The organism is Kitasatospora sp. NPDC004240 (genome assembly GCF_053603215.1).
Genome location: NZ_JBSGFD010000005.1, coordinates 71,596 through 88,990 on the forward strand (window position 1 = coordinate 71,596; position 17,395 = coordinate 88,990).

General features: G+C 74.5%; 13 protein-coding genes. 9 read left to right on the forward strand and 4 right to left on the reverse strand.

Annotated features, from left to right (window positions below; translation table 11 throughout):
• Positions 1–23: 23 nt before the first annotated feature.
• Positions 24–776: a methyltransferase domain-containing protein gene (locus ACWEQL_RS02635; RefSeq protein ID WP_452148306.1), complete on the forward strand. Its 753-nt coding sequence runs from the start codon at positions 24–26 to the stop codon at positions 774–776.
• Positions 777–1,199: 423 nt separating this feature from the next.
• Positions 1,200–1,586, forward strand: a complete 387-nt coding sequence (locus tag ACWEQL_RS02640; protein ID WP_452148307.1) for a DUF3040 domain-containing protein — start codon at positions 1,200–1,202, stop codon at positions 1,584–1,586.
• A gap of 149 nt (positions 1,587–1,735) precedes the next feature.
• Here ACWEQL_RS02640 and ACWEQL_RS02645 read toward each other — a convergent pair whose 3' ends face one another.
• From ACWEQL_RS02645 to ACWEQL_RS02660, 4 genes are all read right to left on the reverse strand, one after another.
• On the reverse strand, positions 1,736–4,177 hold the full coding sequence (locus tag ACWEQL_RS02645; RefSeq protein WP_452148308.1) for a transglutaminase family protein: 2,442 nt from the start codon (positions 4,175–4,177) through the stop codon (positions 1,736–1,738).
• The gene (locus ACWEQL_RS02650; protein ID WP_452148309.1) at positions 4,174–5,496 is read right to left on the reverse strand and encodes a DUF58 domain-containing protein; all 1,323 of its coding nucleotides are present in this window, start codon (positions 5,494–5,496) and stop codon (positions 4,174–4,176) included. Before ACWEQL_RS02650 ends, ACWEQL_RS02645 begins: the two co-directional genes overlap by 4 nt.
• A 1-nt stretch (position 5,497) precedes the next feature.
• On the reverse strand, positions 5,498–6,469 hold the full coding sequence (locus ACWEQL_RS02655; protein ID WP_452148337.1) for an AAA family ATPase: 972 nt from the start codon (positions 6,467–6,469) through the stop codon (positions 5,498–5,500).
• 372 nt (positions 6,470–6,841) lie between these two features.
• Positions 6,842–7,381 carry a beta-class carbonic anhydrase gene (locus tag ACWEQL_RS02660; RefSeq protein ID WP_452148310.1) on the reverse strand — a complete coding sequence of 180 codons (540 nt, stop codon included), beginning with the start codon at positions 7,379–7,381 and terminating at the stop codon, positions 6,842–6,844.
• A gap of 559 nt (positions 7,382–7,940) precedes the next feature.
• Here ACWEQL_RS02660 and rsmH point away from each other — a divergent pair.
• The 7 genes from rsmH (at position 7,941) to murD (ending at position 17,393) form a co-directional block, all read left to right on the forward strand.
• Entirely contained in the window at positions 7,941–8,915 is a 975-nt protein-coding gene (gene rsmH / locus ACWEQL_RS02665) for a 16S rRNA (cytosine(1402)-N(4))-methyltransferase RsmH (RefSeq protein WP_452148311.1), read from the forward strand.
• 163 nt (positions 8,916–9,078) lie between these two features.
• Positions 9,079–9,582, forward strand: a complete 504-nt coding sequence (locus ACWEQL_RS02670) for an FtsB family cell division protein (RefSeq protein WP_452148312.1) — start codon at positions 9,079–9,081, stop codon at positions 9,580–9,582.
• On the forward strand, positions 9,579–11,846 hold the full coding sequence (locus ACWEQL_RS02675) for a penicillin-binding transpeptidase domain-containing protein (RefSeq protein ID WP_452148313.1): 2,268 nt from the start codon (positions 9,579–9,581) through the stop codon (positions 11,844–11,846). The genes ACWEQL_RS02670 and ACWEQL_RS02675 overlap by 4 nt, the downstream gene beginning before the upstream one ends.
• 6 nt (positions 11,847–11,852) lie before the next feature.
• Positions 11,853–13,505, forward strand: a complete 1,653-nt coding sequence (locus ACWEQL_RS02680) for a UDP-N-acetylmuramoyl-L-alanyl-D-glutamate--2,6-diaminopimelate ligase (protein ID WP_452148314.1) — start codon at positions 11,853–11,855, stop codon at positions 13,503–13,505.
• Entirely contained in the window at positions 13,502–14,905 is a 1,404-nt protein-coding gene (locus ACWEQL_RS02685) for a UDP-N-acetylmuramoyl-tripeptide--D-alanyl-D-alanine ligase (RefSeq protein WP_452148315.1), read from the forward strand. Before ACWEQL_RS02680 ends, ACWEQL_RS02685 begins: the two co-directional genes overlap by 4 nt.
• Positions 14,905–15,966 (forward strand): phospho-N-acetylmuramoyl-pentapeptide-transferase, encoded by a 1,062-nt coding sequence (gene mraY / locus ACWEQL_RS02690; protein WP_452148316.1) that lies wholly within the window; start codon positions 14,905–14,907, stop codon positions 15,964–15,966. The genes ACWEQL_RS02685 and mraY overlap by 1 nt, the downstream gene beginning before the upstream one ends.
• Complete coding sequence (murD, locus tag ACWEQL_RS02695) at positions 15,963–17,393, forward strand: UDP-N-acetylmuramoyl-L-alanine--D-glutamate ligase (protein ID WP_452148317.1); 1,431 nt, start codon at positions 15,963–15,965, stop codon at positions 17,391–17,393. Before mraY ends, murD begins: the two co-directional genes overlap by 4 nt.
• Positions 17,394–17,395 lie beyond the last annotated feature (2 nt).

Consider the following 17,395-nt stretch of genomic DNA (forward strand, 5'->3'; position numbering starts at 1 on the left):
GTACGTGCCGAGGAGTCCTCACCTTGTACCCGACGCGTCCCCGCAGCGCCCTGCGTACCGCCGTGGTGTGGGAGGTGCTGCGCGCCGCCCTGGAGAAGCGGGCGGCCGAGCTGGACCGGCCCGTGCTCGACGTGGTCGACACCGGCGGCGGCACCGGCAACTTCGCCGTCCCGGTGGCAAAGCTCGGCCACCGGGTGACCGTCGTCGATCCCAGCCCGGACGCGCTGTTCGCGCTGGAGCGCCGGGCCGCCGAGGCCGGCGTGACCGACCTGGTCCGCGCCGTCCAGGGGGACACCCAGACGCTGCCCGAGGTGATCGCGCCGGAGTCCGTCGACGCGGTGCTGTGCCATGGCGTGCTGGAGGTCGTGGACGACCCGGCCGAGGCGCTCGGCAGCCTGGCCGGCACGCTGCGCCGGGGCGGCCTGGTCAGCCTGCTGGCCGCCAACCGCAACGGCGCGGTGCTCGCCCGCGCCCTGGCCGGCCACTTCAACGAGGCCCGTACGGTCCTCGACGCCGCCGACGGCCGCTGGGGCGCCGGCGACCCGATGCCCCGCCGCTTCACCGGCGAGGAGCTGGAGCGGCTCTCCGCCGGCGCCGGCCTGCGGGTGGAGTCGGTGCACGGCGTGCGGGTCTTCGCCGACCTGGTGCCCGGGGTCCTGGTGGACACCGAGCCGGGCGCGATGGAGGCGCTGCTGCGACTGGAGCTGGCCGCCGCCGAGCAGCCCGCCTTCCACGCCGTGGCCACCCAGCTGCACCTGCTGGCCACCCTGGCCTGAGCCCCCGGGCCCCCGGCCCTCCGGGCCATCCCCCGGACCCGGCCGACCCACCGCGGGAGGCCCGGCCGGACCCCTCCGCCGGCCCGCGCCCGAGGGGGTCCGGCCGGGCAGCTCCCCAGGTCCCGGACCATTCCGTCGGATCGGGCACTTGTCCGCACCCTCCCGCGTTGACCACGATGCGGATCCGACCCCGTGGAAGTGGGCGGGCCCACGCGTGGCCGACCGCCCCGTTACGGGCCGGTGGACCGTATGATCTGGGTAAAGCCGGTAAGCATGACAGCCGGATGCATGGGGCATATGGACGACACGGGCCGGGTCCCCCGCACAGGCGTCCGACCGCGTGTTCTGAAGGCTGATTGGACTTGCCACCCCGACCGGGGCGGCGGACCGGTCGCACCCGCGACCGACGAGTAGGAGGACTCCGTGCCGCTCTCGGAGCACGAGCAGCGACTGCTCGACCAGATGGAGCGAGCGCTGTATGCCGAAGATCCCAAATTCGCCTCGGCGCTTGAGGGAACCGGTCTGCGCACCTTCACCCGCCGGCGGGTCTACCTGGCGGTGGCCGGCTTCGTGGTGGGCCTCGGGCTGCTGATGGGCGGCGTGATGGTCCCCGACCAGATCTGGGTCAGCGTCGTCGGGTTCCTGGTGATGCTCGGGTGCGCCGTCTTCGCCGTGACGGGCTGGCGCAAGGGCCCCGCCGGCAACGGCCCCGCCGCCCGGCCGGCCGCCCCGCCGCGCCGCAAGGCCGGGGTGATGGACCGGATGGAGCAGCGCTGGCAGCGCCGCCGGGACGAGCAGAACGGCTTCTGATCCCACCGGGGAGCCCATCGGGGATCCCCCCGGCCGGGACCGCCGGGAACGCGCAGGGCTTCGCGAACGCCGAAGGGCGGGCAGTCGACCGACTGCCCGCCCTTCGGCGTTCCCGCGTCCCGTCCGGTTCACCCGGTCACCCGGTCGGCCTAGGAGTCCTTGCGCCTTCCCCGCAGCCGGCCCCAGGCCCGTCGGAACGGTCCGGTGACCGCCTCGACGACCCGGGAGACCGTGCCGCGCACCGCGAGCCGCGCGGTCAGGACGGCGTCCGACAGCCGCCACCACAGCTGCACCGACGAGGCCGGCAGCAGTACGGCGCGGGTACGCCCGGCCCGTCCGGCCCCGGCCCGCAGGCCGTCCCGGGCGGCGCGGACGTCGGAGGCCAGCGGGGCGGAGACCTCGGCGGCGCGGGAGTAGAGCACCCGCTCGGTGGCCAGCGCCACCCGTCCGGCGGCGGCCGCCGCGCTCTCGTCCAGCGAGGCGCTGTCGGCGATCCTGCGGGCGGCCGCCCGCGGGGTGCGCGAGTCGTCCGGCGGGACGCCGAGGTCCCAGGCGGACTCGATCAGCTCGTCCCAGGCGGCCAGCACCTGCTCGTCGGTCAGCGGGGTGTGACCGTCACCGCCCGGCCGTCGCCGGCCGCCCGCGCCGAGCCGTCGCCGGCGCCGCAGCAGCCGCCAGGTCATCGGGGTGAGCAGCAGGGCGACCAGCACCAGGACACCGCCCAGGGTGGCCAGCGCGGGCCAGGTCAGCAGCCAGACCTCCTCGTCGGAAGCGCCGGCGGCGGCCTTGCCCTCGTCCCCGCACTCGCCGAGGCGGCGCAGCTTGGGGTCGCAGGTGCTGCTGGTGGTGGGCTGCGGGACGGCGGCGCTCGCGCTGGGCACCGCGGTCGGCTGCTGGGTCGGCGCGGTGGTGGGCGCGGGCGCCGGGACGGCGTACCCGGGGGCGATCCCGCGGGTGGGGGTCGGCTCGAAGCGCAGCCAGCCGTAGCCCTGGAAGTAGAGCTCCGGCCAGGCGTGGTACATCATCCCGGTCACCACGTACTGGCCGTCGCCCCTGGCCGTGCCCGGGGTGAAGCCGGTCGCGACCCGGGCGGGGATGCCCAGGGAGCGGGCCATCGCCGCCATGGTGGAGGCGTAGTGCACGCAGAAGCCGGAGCGCTCCTGGAGGAAGCGCTCGATGGCCTTGGTGCCGGAGGTCTTGTCGACCTCGAGGTCGTAGCGGAACTCCGGCCCGGTGAACCAGGTCTGCAGCGCCCACGCCTTGTCGTACGCGTTGCCGGCGCCCCGGGTGACCTCCCGGGCTGTCTCCAGGACGATCGGGGGCATCCCGGCGGGCAGCCGGGTGTAGCGCTCGACGATCCGGGGGTCGGCGGTCCTGGCGGTGCGCAGGTTGGCCGGGGTGGGCCGGACGTCGTAGCCGGTGACCTGGTAGCGCAGGCCCTTGGTGGACTGGCCCTTGTCCGGCATCACGGTGGCGGTGAGCCCGTCGACCCGCCAGTCGCCCGGGATGGCGGCGGTGGCGGCCGGGTAGGGCATCGGCAGTCCGGGGGCCTCCAGCTGGCTGCCGAGGTTGAACTCGGCGTTGATCCGGCGGTACCCGGTGGGGTCGGTCATCCCCTCGGGGGCGCCGAAGAGGATGTTGCCGCTCGCCTCGGTGACGGCCGGGCTGCTGAGCTTCCACTCGGTGCCGTTGAACTCGTCCAGCGAACTGGTGCGCAGGTAGGTGTTCTCCGCCGCGGTGCGGTCCATCCGGTAGGTCAGCAGCTCGGTGCTGCTGGGCTTGGCCACCGAGGCGGCCAGGGACACCAGCGGGTCGAGCGCGCTGGTGCCGCCGACGCCGGTGCCGCTGCCGGTGCCCGAGCCGGAGCGGGCGTCGATCAGGCCGCCGTCGAGCCGGGGCAGGACGACCGGCAGCAGCAGGGCGATCGCGAGGGCGGCGACGCCGACCCGCTGGCCGCTCTGGCTGACGGTGCCGGTGCTCTCGGTGCCGCGCGCGGTGCCCCGGAAGACCCGGCCCCAGCGGGAGAGCCGGTCCTGGCCCTCGGCGAAGAGCAGCACCAGGTAGCCGGCCGCGGCGACCGCGAACCAGACCCAGGAGCCGCTGTCGCCGGCCAGCCCGGTGCCGACGGAGTAGAGCGCGAGCAGCGGCAGGCCGGCCAGCGCGGCGCGCCGGTAGGTGACCGCCACGGCGTCCACGACCAGCGCGATGATCCCGATCGAGCCGACCAGGATCAGTCGCAGGCCCTCGGTGGGCGGCGCCGGGATGGCGTACTCCTGGATGTCCCGGACGCCCGAACGCAGGATCACCCCGAGCGAGTCCAGCGACCGCGGCCCGGGCAGCACGCCGCCCCAGGCGGTGGAGGCGGTGAAGCCGAACAGCAGCAGGACGATCAGCACCAGCAGCTGCAGCACCGGCACCGACCAGCGGTAGACCGGGGCCCGGCGCAGGCCCGCGCCGGCCGCCGCGAGCACGACGATCACCAGGAGGGCGTGGGTGATCCAGCCCTTGGTGGTGAGCAGCGGGGACATGCAGAGCGCGGCCAGGGCGGTGGCCAGCGCGGAGAACACGGTGAGCTTGCCCCGGGGGGTCACGCGCCGGCCTCCTCTCGGTAGGGGGCGGACGACGGCGCCCGGTCGGCGGCGCGCCACAGCTCGGGCAGGGAGTCGCCGGCGCGGGCGGACAGCACGGTCCAGCCGGCCGCCCGCAGCTGCCGCACCCGGGCCCGGTGCTCGTCGCCGCCGGTGCCCGGGGCGATGCTGCGCAGTCCGGCCCAGGTCTCGGTGTCGAGCATGACCGCGACCGCCCCGCCGGTACGGCCGCGCAGCCGGGCGAGCCGGGAGGTCTGGGCCTCGTCGAGCTCGCCGAGGACGGCCACCAGCAGGCCCTCCCCGCCGGCCCGCAGGGGGTCCTCGGCGCGGGAGAGGCCGCCGCCGTCGGAGAGATCGACCACCGCGAGGGCGTCCAGGACCAGACCGGAGGTCTCGGCGGCGCCGCTGACGACGCCGGCGTCGGCGGCGGGCACGGCCAGGCCGGTGTCGGTGAGCAGCCGGGTCTGGTAGCCGCGCTCCAGCAGGTGGACGGCGACGGAGGCGGCGCAGCCGACGGCCCACTCGAAGGAGGAGGCCGGGCCGTTGCCGCGGTGGCCGATCTCCCGGGTGTCCAGGAGGACGGTGGCGCGGGCCCGCTGCGGCTGTTCCTCGCGGCGCACCATCAGCTCGCCGTACCGGGCGGTGGAGCGCCAGTGCACCCGGCGCAGGTCGTCGCCGGGCCGGTACTCGCGCAGGATCACGTCGTCGTCGCCGGCCAGCGCGAGGGTGCGGGTGTGGCTCTCGCCCTGTCCGGCCCACTCGCCGGTGAGCCGGACCGTCGGCAGCGGCTGCACCTGGGGCACCACGGTCAGCACGTCGCTGGCCGCGAAGGAGCGGTCGAGCTCGCACATCCCGAACGGGTCGGACAGCCGCAGCTGGAGCGGGCCGAGCGGATAGCGCCCGCGCAGGTCCGAGCGGACCCGGTAGGAGACCTCCCGGTGGCCGTGCGGCTCGACCCGGTCCAGGACGAAGCGCGGGCGCGGCCCGAGCACGTACGGGACCCGGTCCTCCAGCAGCAGCAGGCCGGTGGGCACCCGGGAGACGTTGTCCAGGCGCAGGTGGACCCGCGCCTCCTGGCCGGCCACCGCCCGGTGCGGGCTGAGCCGGCGTCCGCTGGCGACCCGGTAGCGGGTGCCGGCGAGCAGCAGGGCGGCGGCCAGCGGCAGCGCCGCCAGCAGCACGCCGACCCGCAGCAGTGCGTCCTGGTCGAAGACGTACGCGCAGACCACCGCCGTGGCACCGGCGGCGAGGAAGGAACGGCCCCGGGTGGTGAGGCCGCGCAGACCGGCGCGCACGCCCGACGGGTTGTCGGACGTGGCCACGTCAGCCCCTCCGGACGGCCGGGGAACCCTGCGGGCGGGGCAGCGGCAGACGGGCGACCAGGTCGGTGAGGATCTGCTCGGCGGAGCGGCGGCTGAGCTGGGTCTCGGCGGTGGGCATCAGGCGGTGGGCGAGCACCGGGACGGCCAGGTACTGGATGTCGTCCGGGGTGACGTAGTCGCGCCCGTCGAGCGCGGCGGCGGCGCGGGCGGCCCGCACCAGGTGCAGGGTGGCGCGCGGCGAGGCGCCGAGGCGCAGCTCGTGGCTGGTGCGGGTGGCGCAGACCAGGTCGACGGCGTAGCGGCGGACCGGGTCGGCGATGTGCACGGTGCGCACCAGGTCGATCAGCTTGAGGATGTCGGACGCGTGGGCGACCGGCTGGAGGTCGTCCAGCGGGTTGGCGCCGGCGTGCACGTCGAGCATGGCGAACTCGGCCTCGGGGCTCGGGTAGCCGATCGAGATCCGGGCCATGAAGCGGTCGCGCTGGGCCTCCGGGAGGGCGTAGGTGCCCTCCATCTCGACCGGGTTCTGGGTGGCGACGACCATGAACGGCGAGGGCAGCTCGTAGCTGGTGCCGTCGATGGTGACCTGCCGCTCCTCCATGGACTCCAGCAGCGCGGACTGGGTCTTGGGCGAGGCCCGGTTGATCTCGTCGCCGACCACGATCTGGGCGAAGATCGCGCCGGGACGGAACTCGAAGTCCCGCCGCTGCTGGTCGTAGATGTTGGTGCCGGTGACGTCCGAGGGCAGCAGGTCGGGGGTGAACTGGATGCGTCGCACGGTGCAGTCGACGGACCGGGCCAGCGCCTTGGCCAGCATGGTCTTGCCGACGCCCGGGACGTCCTCCAGCAGCAGGTGGCCCTCGGCGAGCAGCACGGTCAGGGCGATCCGGACGGCCTCCGGCTTGCCCTCGATCACGCTCTCCACGTTGGCGCGGACCCGGTCCACGACGCCGGCGAGCTCGGGCAGGCCCACCGGGTGGTAGCTCTCGGCCCGGTCGGCCCCCGCGCGACCCTCGAGACCGGCCTGATCGTTGTAGCTCGTCACCCAAACGCTCCCTGGCGCTCCGCCTGGCCCCTCTGCCGGGGCCGGCCCCCACCCGATGCTTGACGCGGCGTGCCCGGGCGCGGTTCCGTGGCGGTTCCGGTGCCGGGCGCGGCCTGCGGCCTGGCCGCCCCAGGTGGTTCGGGGTCCGACCGGCAGGCGCATTCTCCCCCGAGGTGCGGCCAGAAGTCACCCTTTCCCCGGGAAGGGCCCCGGCCGGGACGCCGCCGGCGCCCGGTGATCGGGGGTCCGCGAACCGAGGTGGCCCGGACGACGCTGGCCGGGCCGGGGACGGGGGCGGGGTCAGACGATCTCGCGCAGCAGCCCGGTGTGGACGTCGAAGACGAAACCGCGGACGTCGTCGGTGTGCAGCAGGAAGGGCGAGGTGCGCACCCGCTGCATGGACTGGCGCACGTCGCCGTCCAGGTCGACGAAGGCCTCCACCGCCCACTGCGGGCGCTGGCCGACCTCCTGCTCCAGCTCGCGGCGGAAGTCCTCGGTCAGGCCGAGCAGACCGCAGCCGGTGTGGTGGATCAGCACCACCGAGCGGGTGCCCAGCGCGCGCTGGCTGATGGTGAGGGAGCGGATGGTGTCGTCGGTGACGACGCCGCCGGCGTTGCGCAGCACGTGCGCGTCGCCGAGCTCCAGGCCGAGCGCGGCGAAGAGGTCGAGGCGGGCGTCCATGCAGGCCACCACGGCGACCTTCTGCACGGGGCGGGCGTCCATGCCGCCGTCGCGGAAGTCGACCGCGTAGGAGCGGTTGGCCGCGACGAAGCGGTCGGTGATGGTGGCGGATTCGGCAGCGGCGGTCGGCACGGGCGTCCGGTCGGGAGTCACTGTCATACCGGCGACGTTAGTGCGGATCGGGCCTCCGTGGTGGGGCGGAGGGCTACAGAGCGGGCAGCTGTGACCGAGTGCATATCCACAACCCCGAGGGGGTGCTGGAAGGGTTCGCCCGGTTTTGTCCGGGCGGGCGGTCGGGGGTGCGGGCTCGCGCCGCGCAGGTCCCGCCCGTTCCCGGGACGGCCGCCACCCCGCCCGCGACCTGCGGCGATCCGTACCGCCGCCCGGGTGGTGCGCTGGAGCGGGCCATTGACTGGCAGGGCCCGCGCGATAGAGTTGCGGCGCAGTGGAGCAGACCCGCCGGGGCCCGTCAACCGGGCCGCTGCGGCCGGTGCGGCGGCGTACGCGGCCTGCGGCCTCCACCCGCTCCGTGCCACCTGGCGCACCTTCCCCGGTGCCGGGCGGTCACGTCCTTCCCCTTGAGCGGGCGGGGACCACAGGGCACGTGCGCGCCCCTGACCCGGAGCCCCACGCGCGGCCGCCGGTGCGCAGTGGGCCAAAATGGTCCGAAGCTCCCGGACGACGGGCGGCTCCGCACCGACGAAGGGCGCCACAGCGCATGAGCACGAACGAACCGGCACCCAAGCACGTCCCGGTGATGCTCCAGCGGTGCATGGACGCGCTCGCGCCGGCGATCTCGGCCCCCGGTGCGGTCGTGGTGGACGCCACCCTCGGTCTCGGCGGGCACAGCGAGGCCCTGCTCACCCAGTTCCCGGAGGTCCGGCTGGTCGCGGTGGACCGCGATCCGGCCGCGCTGAAGCTCTCCGGCGAGCGGCTGGCCCCCTTCGGCGACCGGGCCACCCTGGTGCACGCCGTCTACGACGAGATCCCCGAGGTGCTGGACCGGCTCGGCATCGACGAGGTGCAGGGCGTGCTGTTCGACCTCGGCGTCTCCTCCATGCAGCTGGACGAGGCGGAGCGCGGCTTCGCGTACGCCCAGGACGCGCCGCTGGACATGCGGATGGACCAGACCCGGGGCATCAGCGCGGCCGAGGTGCTGAACACCTACAGCCATGGCCAGCTGGCCCGGATCCTCAAGGTCTACGGCGAGGAGCGGTTCGCGGGGAAGATCGCCTCGGTCATCCTGCGGGAGCGCGAGAAGGAACCGTTCACCACCAGCGCGCGTCTGGTGGAACTGGTACGCAACGCCATCCCGGCCGCCACCCGCCGTACGGGGGGCAACCCGGCCAAGCGGACCTTCCAGGCGCTGCGGATCGAGGTCAACGGCGAGCTGGAGGTGCTGGACCGGGCCATCCCGGGGGCGCTGGACGCACTGGCCCTGGGCGGGCGGATGGTCGTGATGTCCTACCAGTCGCTGGAGGACCGCCTGGTCAAGCAGTACTTCGCGGCCGGGGCGACCAGCACCGCCCCGCCGGGGCTGCCGTTCATCCCGGAGGAGCACCAGCCCTGGCTGAAACTGATCACCCGGGGGGCCGAGCTGGCCACCGAGGAGGAGATCGAGGAGAACCGGCGCGCCGCGCCCGTTCGACTGCGGGTGGCGGAGAGGATCAGGACCCGGAGCACCCGGGGCTGACAGGTCGGCCGGGGCGGGGCCGAAGGGCGGAGGGAGAGCGGTGGTGCCGGTGGCCGGCGGTGGGGCCAGGGAGGGGAGCAGGCCGCTCCCCGCGCAGGGCGGCAGGGCGCGGATCACGGTCCGTCCGGGACGGCGGCCGGTACGGGGGCGCACCCCGTTCGCCGTGCTGGTCGTCCTGCTGCTCGCGGCCGGACTGCTCGGCCTGCTCGCGCTGAACACCGCGCTCAACGAGGGCTCGTTCGAACTGTCCCGGCTCCAGCGGCAGACCACCACGCTCACCGACGAGCAGCAGGGCCTCCAGCACCAGATCGACCAGGGTGCCGCGCCGGACGCGCTGGAGCGCCGGGCGCGTGAGCTCGGCATGGTGCCCGGCGGCGGCATGGCCTTCCTCCAGCCGGACGGCACGGTGGTGGGCAAGCCGGGCCCGGCCCAGGACAGCCCGCCGGTGAAGCGTTCCACCGCCGAGCCCTGGCAGCCCGCGCAGCCCCGGCCCGGCCAGTCGACCGCTCCGGCCACCCCGGCGCCGGCCCCCGCGCCCACCGGCGACGGCACCGTGCAGATCAACCCGCTCCCGTCGGCCGGTACGGCCCCGCAGACACCCGCGCCCTCCACCTCGCCCGCCGCCCCGGTGCCGAGCGCCTCCCGGAGCGGGGGTGCGGCCCGGTGAGCACCCCCCGTGAGCCCTCCGGCGGCGCCGACGGGCGCCGGCCCGTCCGCGGCGCCACGCCCCGCAAGGCGCAGCCCGGGCAGCAGCCGGTCCGGCCGGTCAAGCGCCAGCCGCCCGCGCCCGGCGCCAGGAACCCGGCGGCCAGGAACCCGGCCGCCAGGAACCCCGTGGTGAAGAACCCCGCCGCGAAGAACCCGCCCGCCAAGAGTCCCAACGCCAAGCCCGCGCCGGCCAAGGCGGCCGCCGCCAAGCCCGCGGCCGCCAAGGCCCAGCCCCGTCCGCCGCAGCAGCGCCGCCCCGAGGGCCGTCCGCCCGCGCCCGGCCGCTCCCCGGCCAAGCCCCGCCCGAAGGCCCGTCCGGCCGGCCGCCCCCAGCCGCGGAGCATCAAGCTGGCCGACCCGCGCCGCCGGCTGCGGTTCATCACCGTGGTGCTCTGCCTGGTGTTCTCGCTGTTCGCCGCCCGCCTGGTCCAGCTCCAGCTGCTGGACGCCGACGCGCTGGCCGCCGACGCCAACACCAACCGCTACCAGAAGATCCCGATCACCGCCGAGCGCGGCTCGATAACGTCCTCCGACGGCGTGGCCCTGGCCACCACCGTCGACGCGTACGACATCACCGCCGACCCGGCGATGTTCACCCCGGAGGCCTCCGGCATCCCGGACGCGCCCGAACAGGCCGCCGCGCTGCTGGCGCCGATCCTCGGCCTGCCCAAGGAGAAGATCGCCACCGACCTGCACACCCCGAAGACCCGCTACAAGCGGCTCGCCGCCCAGCAGACCCCGGACACCAGGAAGCAGATCAGCGACCTCAAGCAGACCCTGGAGAAGCAGGCCGGCTCCAAGGCCTGCCAGGCGCAGAAGCGGCTGCTGGCCAAGCCCGCCGACGAGGGCGGCCGCACCCGGGTCGACAACGAGTGCGCCAACCCGCTGGCCGGCGTCTTCAACCGGGACACCCAGAAGCGGGTCTACCCCTCGGACGGCCTGGCCGCCAACCTGGTCGGCTTCGTCAACGCCGAGGGCGAGGGCGCGGGCGGACTGGAGCAGCAGTACCAGGGCCAGCTGGCCGGCAAGGAGGGCCACAGCAGCTACGCCCAGGCGGGCGGCCGGCTGGTGCCCACCGCCGGCGGCTCGCTGGACCCGGCCGTGCCCGGCACCGACCTGCGCCTCACGATCAACCGGGACATCCAGTGGGCGGCCCAGCGCGCCATCACCGACCAGGTGGCCAACGCCGGGGCGGAGAAGGGCTACGTCATCGTCCAGGACGTCCGGACCGGCCAGGTGCTCGCGATGGCCACCTCGCCCGGCTTCAACCCCAACGACCTGCGCTCGGCCCGGCCCAACCAGCTCGGCAACGCCGCCCTCCAGGACGCCTACGAGCCCGGCTCCACCGCCAAGCTGATGACCTTGGCCGCCGTACTGGACCAGGGCAAGGCGACCTGGGACACCAAGGTCACCGTCCCCAACCGGCTGCGCCGCGCCGACGTGGACTTCAAGGACGACGTCGACCACAGCGACTGGTACCTGACGCTGGCCGGCGTGCTCGCCAAGTCCTCCAACATCGGCACCATCATGGCCGCCGAGACCCTGGGGGCGAACCAGGCCGAGGCCCGCCAGGTGCTGGACGGCTACCTGCGCCGGTTCGGCATCGCCCGGCCCACCGGCCTCGGCTTCCCCGGCGAGACCCCCGGCACCCTCAAGAAGCCGCAGGACCTCCAGGGTTCGGAGGCGTACACCATCCCGTTCGGCCAGGGCCCGCTGTCGCTGAACGCGCTGCAGGCCACCTCGGTGTACTCCACCATCGCCAACGGCGGCGTCCGGGTGGCGCCCAGCATCGTCCAGGGCACCACCGCACCGGACGGGCACTACACCCCGGCCGCGGAGCCGGAGCGGACCCGGGTGGTCGGCGAGCAGACCGCCCGTACCCTCACCGACATGCTGGAGTCCGTCGTCAGTGACGAGCAGGGCACCGGCGGCCGGGCGGCCATCCCCGGGTACCGGGTCGCCGGCAAGACCGGCACCGCCAACCGGGGTGCCTCCAACGGCAAGGGGTACGACGGCTACACCGCGTCCTTCATCGGGTTCGCGCCCGCCGACGCGCCCCGGGTCACCGTCTCCTGCACCATCCAGGGCCCGGTCAACGGCCACTTCGGCGGCCAGCTGTGCGGACCGGTGTTCAAGCAGGTGATGGAGTTCACCCTGAAGACCCTGCAGGTGCCGCCGAGCGGAAGCGAGGCGCCCAACCTGCCCGTCGAGTGGAAGCCGTGATCGACCATGAGCAACGACCGGGCGGGTGCGGCCGCCGGTGGCCAGGAGGGCCGGTTTGGCCCTGGACGCCCTTCGGCGGATAGCCTCTCCGCCGTGCCGAAACCCGATCAAACCACCGTGAGTCCGCCGCGTCCCCAGGACGTGGCGGCCGTGCCGCTCGCCGAGATCGCCCGGATCCTGGGCCTGGCGCCCGTCGAGGGCGGCGAGGTCAGCGGCGTCACCCACGTCTCCCGCGCGGTGCGCCCCGGCGACCTGTACGTCGCCTTCTCCGGTGCCAACCACCACGGCGCCGCCTTCGCCGGCCAGGCGGTCGCCGCCGGCGCGGTCGCGGTGCTCACCGACCCGGCCGGTGCCGAACTGGCCGCCGACGCCGGCGTGCCGCTGCTGGTCGTCGACCGGCCGCGGGCCTGGATGGGCGAGCTGGCCGCCGTGGTGTACGGCCGGCCCTCCGAGCGGCTGCTGATGATCGGGCTGACCGGCACCAACGGCAAGACCACCACCTCCTACCTGGTCGAGGGCGGCCTGCGCGGGGCCGGGCGCCGTCCCGGGGTGATCGGCACCGTCGAGATGCGGGTCGGCGAGGAGCGGATCAAGAGCGAGCGCACCACCCCCGAGGCCACCGAGCTGCACGCGATCCTCGCGGTGATGGGCGAGCGCGGCGCCGACGCGGTGACCATGGAGGTCTCCAGCCACGCCCTGGTCTTCGGCCGGGTCGACGGGGTGACCTACGACGTCGCGCTGTTCAACAACCTCACCCCCGAGCACCTCGACTTCCACCCGGACATGGAGGACTACTTCCAGGCCAAGGCCCGGCTCTTCCAGCCCGGCCGCTCCCACCGCGGGGTGACCAACCTGGACGACGCGTACGGGCGCCGGCTGGCCGGCGAGGCGCAGATCCCGATGACCACCTTCTCCGCCACCGGCGACCCGGCCGCCGACTGGCGGGCCGTGGACGTGCAGCTGGGCCCGGTCGGCTCGACCTTCCGGGTGCTCGGCCCGGACGGCGCCGAGGCCGACGCGGCCGTCCCGCTGCCCGGCCCGTTCAACGTCGCCAACGCGCTGGCCGCGATCACCGCGCTGGTCACCGCCGGCCTCCCGCTGGAGCGGGCGGTCGCCGGGGTCGCCGCGGTGCCGGGCGTGCCCGGCCGCCTGGAGCGGGTCGACGCCGGACAGCCGTACGTCGCGGTGGTCGACTACGCGCACAAGCCGGACGCGCTGAAGGCCGTGCTGTCCTCGCTGCGCGAGGTCACCAAGGGCCGGCTGCACGTGGTGGTCGGCTGCGGCGGCGACCGCGACCCGCACAAGCGCGCGCCGATGGGCGCCATCGCCGCCCGGCTCGCCGACACCGCCCTGCTGACCAGCGACAACCCGCGCAGCGAGGACCCGCTCGCGATCCTCGCCACCATGCTCACCGGCGCCGCCTCGGTGCCGGAGGCCGAGCGCGGCGCCGTCCTGGTGGTGCCCGACCGGGCCGAGGCGATCCGGCAGGCGGTGGAGCGCGCCCACGCGGGGGACACCGTGCTGGTCGCCGGCAAGGGCCACGAACTTGGCCAGTACGTCCGAGACGAGATCCGCCCCTTCGACGACCGGGAGGTGCTGCGCGAGTCCATCGCGCACGCCGCCGCGGCCGGGGGCACCCGAGGAGTAGAGCAGCCGTGATCGCACTGACCCTCGCCGAGGTCGCCGAAGCCGTCGGGGGCACCCTGGACGGCGCCGACCCCGGGACCCTGGTGACCGCCCCGGTCGAGGTCGACTCGCGCAAGGTCCTCCCCGGCGGACTGTTCGCGGCCTTCGTCGGCGAGCACGTGGACGGCCACGACTTCGCCGACCGCGCCGTCGCGGCCGGCGCCGTCGCCGTGCTCGCCTCCCGCCCGGTCGGCGTGCCCGCCGTGCTGGTCGGCAACGTGGTGGACGCGCTCGGCAAGCTGGCCCGTACCGTGGTGGCCCGCGCCGAGGGCACCGCCGTGGTCGCGCTGACCGGCTCGGCCGGCAAGACCAGCACCAAGGACCTGATCGCCCAGCTGCTCGGCCGGCTCGGCCCGACGGTCTTCCCGCCCGGCTCGCTCAACAACGAGATCGGGCACCCGATGACCGCGCTGCGGGTCGAGGACTCCACCCGGCACCTGGTGCTGGAGATGGGCGCCCGGCACAAGGGCGACATCGAGTACCTGACCACGATCACCCCGCCCCGGGTGGGCCTGGTGCTCAACGTCGGCACCGCCCACGTCGGCGAGTTCGGCTCCAAGGAGGCGATCGCCGAGGCCAAGGGCGAGCTGGTCGAGTCGCTGCCCGCCGAGGGCGCGGCGATCCTCAACGCCGACGACCCGCTGGTGCGCGCGATGGCCTCCCGGACCAGGGCCCAGGTGGTCCTGTTCGGCGAGTCCCGCGAGGCCCACGTGCGGGCACAGGATGTTCGCCTGGACTCCACCGGACGTCCATCGTTCACGCTGACCACCCCGGCCGGTTCCGCACCCGTGAAGCTGCGCCTGTACGGTGAGCACCACGTCTCGAACGCCCTCGCCGCCGCAGCGGTGGCGATGGAGCTCGGGATGACCGTCGACGACACCGCCGAAGCACTCAGCGAGGCGGGTGCGCTGTCCCGCTGGCGCATGGAGGTCGTCGACCGGGCCGATGGTGTCACCGTCGTCAACGACGCCTACAACGCGAACCCCGACTCGATGCGGGCCGCGCTGCGGGCGCTGGTCTCGATGGGGGGACGCGGCCCGGAGCGCCGCCGCACCTGGGCGGTGCTCGGCGAGATGCGGGAGCTCGGCGAGGAGAGCCTGGCCGAGCACGACGCCATCGGGCGGCTCGCGGTACGGCTGGACGTCACCAAGCTGGTGGCGGTCGGCGGACGCGAGGCGGCCTGCATGGAACTGGGCGCTAGGAACGAAGGTTCGTGGGGTGAGGAGTCGGTGCTGGTGTCCGACGCGGACGCGGCGGTCGAGCTGCTGCGCAGTCAGCTGCGGCCGGGGGATGTGGTCCTGGTGAAGGCCTCCCGTTCGGTGGGTCTGGAGAAGGTGGCCGAGACGCTGCTCGCGGACGGTGCGGCCAACTGATGAAGCAGATCCTGTTCTCCGGCATGATCGGCCTGATCCTGTCGCTGCTCGGCACGCCGGCCCTGATCAAGCTGCTCGCCAAGCACGGTTACGGCCAGTACATCCGCGACGACGGCCCGAAGGCGCACCACAGCAAGAAGGGCACGCCCACCATGGGCGGCATCGCCTTCATCCTGGCGACGCTGATCGCCTACTTCGCCACCAAGGCGATAACGGGCGAGAGCCCGACCGCCTCGGGGCTGCTGGTGCTGTTCCTGACGGCCGGTCTGGGCCTCGTCGGCTTCCTGGACGACTACATCAAGGTCGTCAAGCGCCGCTCGCTCGGCCTGCGCGCCAAGGCGAAGCTGCTCGGCCAGTCCTTCGTGGGCCTGGCCTTCGCCGTGCTCGCCCTGCAGTTCGGTGACGAACGAGGGCTCACCCCGGCCTCCCAGCACCTGTCCTTCGTACGGGACTTCGGCTGGTCGATCGGCCCGGTGCTGTTCGTCATCTTCGCGTACTTCATGATCGCCGCGATGTCCAACGGCGTGAACCTCACCGACGGCCTCGACGGCCTGGCCACCGGCGCCTCGGTGATGGTCTTCGGCGCGTACACCTTCATCGGCGTCTGGGAGTACGGCCAGAGCTGCGCCTACTTCCACTCGGCCACCGCCAACTGCTACGACGTCCGCGACCCGCTGGACCTCGCGGTGGTCGCCGCGGCCCTGATGGGCTCCTGCTTCGGCTTCCTGTGGTGGAACACCTCGCCCGCCAAGATCTTCATGGGCGACACCGGCTCGCTCGCCCTCGGCGGCGCCCTGGCCGGCCTGGCGATCTGCTCGCGCACCGAGCTGCTGCTCGCCCTGCTCGGCGGCCTCTTCGTGATCATCACCCTGTCGGTGATCATCCAGGTCGGCTCCTTCCGGATGACCGGCAAGCGCGTCTTCAAGATGGCACCGCTCCAGCACCACTTCGAACTCACCGGCTGGAGCGAAGTCCTCATCGTGGTCCGGTTCTGGATCATCCAGGGCCTCTGCGTGGCCGTCGGCCTCGGACTCTTCTACGCGGGATGGGTGACCGGATGACCGAACTCCAGTGGACCGGCCTGCCGGTCACCGTGGCCGGCCTCGGGGTCTCCGGCATCAGCGCCGCGCGCGTCCTGCGCGGCCTCGGCGCCGAGGTCACCGTGGTGGACGGCGGCAGCGGCGAGGGCCTGCGGGCCCGCGCCGCCGAGCTGGAGGCGCTGGGCGCCGCCGTACGCCTCGGCGACGGCGACACCCTGCCCGAGGGCACCCGGCTGGTCGTCACCTCGCCCGGCTGGCCGCCCAGCAGCCCGCTGTTCGCCGCCGCGGCGGCGGCCGGCGTCGAGGTCTGGGGCGACGTCGAGCTCGCCTGGCGGCTGCGCCGCCCGCTGCCCGCCACCGGCGAGCCCGCCCCCTGGCTGGCCGTCACCGGCACCAACGGCAAGACCACCACCGTCCAGATGCTCGCCTCGATCCTCACCGCCGCCGGCAGGCGCACCGCCGCCGTCGGCAACGTCGGGGTCTCCGTACTGGACGCGGTGCTCGCCGAGGAGCCGTACGACGTGCTCGCCGTCGAGCTCTCCAGCTACCAGCTGCACTGGGCGCCCTCGCTGCGCCCGTACTCGGCGGCCGTGCTCAACCTGGCCCCCGACCACCTCGACTGGCACGGCTCGATGGAGGCGTACGCCGCCGACAAGGGCCGGATCTACGAGGGCAACGTGGTGGCCTGCGTCTACAACCTGGCCGACCCGGCCACCGAGGCGCTGGTCCGCGAGGCCGACGTCGAGGAGGGCTGCCGCGCGGTCGGCTTCGGCCTCGGCGCGCCCGGGCTCTCCCAGCTCGGCCTGGTCGACGGCCTGCTGGTGGACCGCGCCTTCGTGCCGGACCGCCACAAGAACGCCGCCGAGCTGGGCTCCGTCGAGGACGTCAACCCGCCGGCCCCGCACAACATCGCCAACGCCCTCGCGGCGGCCGCCCTGGCCCGCGCCTACGGCGTGGACGCCAAGGCCGTCCGGGACGGCCTGCGGGCCTTCCGCCCGGACGCCCACCGGATCGCCCACGTCGCCGAGGTCGACGGGGTCGCCTACGTGGACGACTCCAAGGCCACCAACACCCACGCCGCCGCCGCCTCGCTGGCCGCCTACCGGCCGGTCGTCTGGATCGCCGGCGGACTGGCCAAGGGCGCGACCTTCGACGACCTCGTCCAGGGCGCGGCGGAGCGGCTGCGGGCCGTGGTGCTGATCGGCCAGGATCGCGCACTGATCCGCGAGGCGCTGACGCGACACGCCCCGGATGTCCCGGTGTTCGAGCCGGACGGGCGCGAGACTGGCGCCGAAACGATGGCCGACGCGGTCGCCGCTGCGGCCCGGGCCGCCCAGCCGGGCGACACCGTCCTGCTGGCCCCGGCCTGCGCCTCGATGGACATGTTCACCAACTACGGCGAGCGGGGCGACGTCTTCGCCGCCTGCGTCCGGGAGCTGGCGGGCTAGGG

What these genes read in the sequence shown, in the direction of transcription:
- ACWEQL_RS02660 (WP_452148310.1), bottom strand. Translation starts at nt 7,381, where the DNA reads ATGACAGTGACTCCCGACCGGACGCCCGTGCCGACCGCCGCTGCCGAA.
- rsmH (WP_452148311.1), top strand. Translation starts at nt 7,941, where the DNA reads ATGAGCACGAACGAACCGGCACCCAAGCACGTCCCGGTGATGCTCCAG.
- ACWEQL_RS02680 (WP_452148314.1), top strand. Translation starts at nt 11,853, where the DNA reads ATGAGCAACGACCGGGCGGGTGCGGCCGCCGGTGGCCAGGAGGGCCGG.
- mraY (WP_452148316.1), top strand. Translation starts at nt 14,905, where the DNA reads ATGAAGCAGATCCTGTTCTCCGGCATGATCGGCCTGATCCTGTCGCTG.
- murD (WP_452148317.1), top strand. Translation starts at nt 15,963, where the DNA reads ATGACCGAACTCCAGTGGACCGGCCTGCCGGTCACCGTGGCCGGCCTC.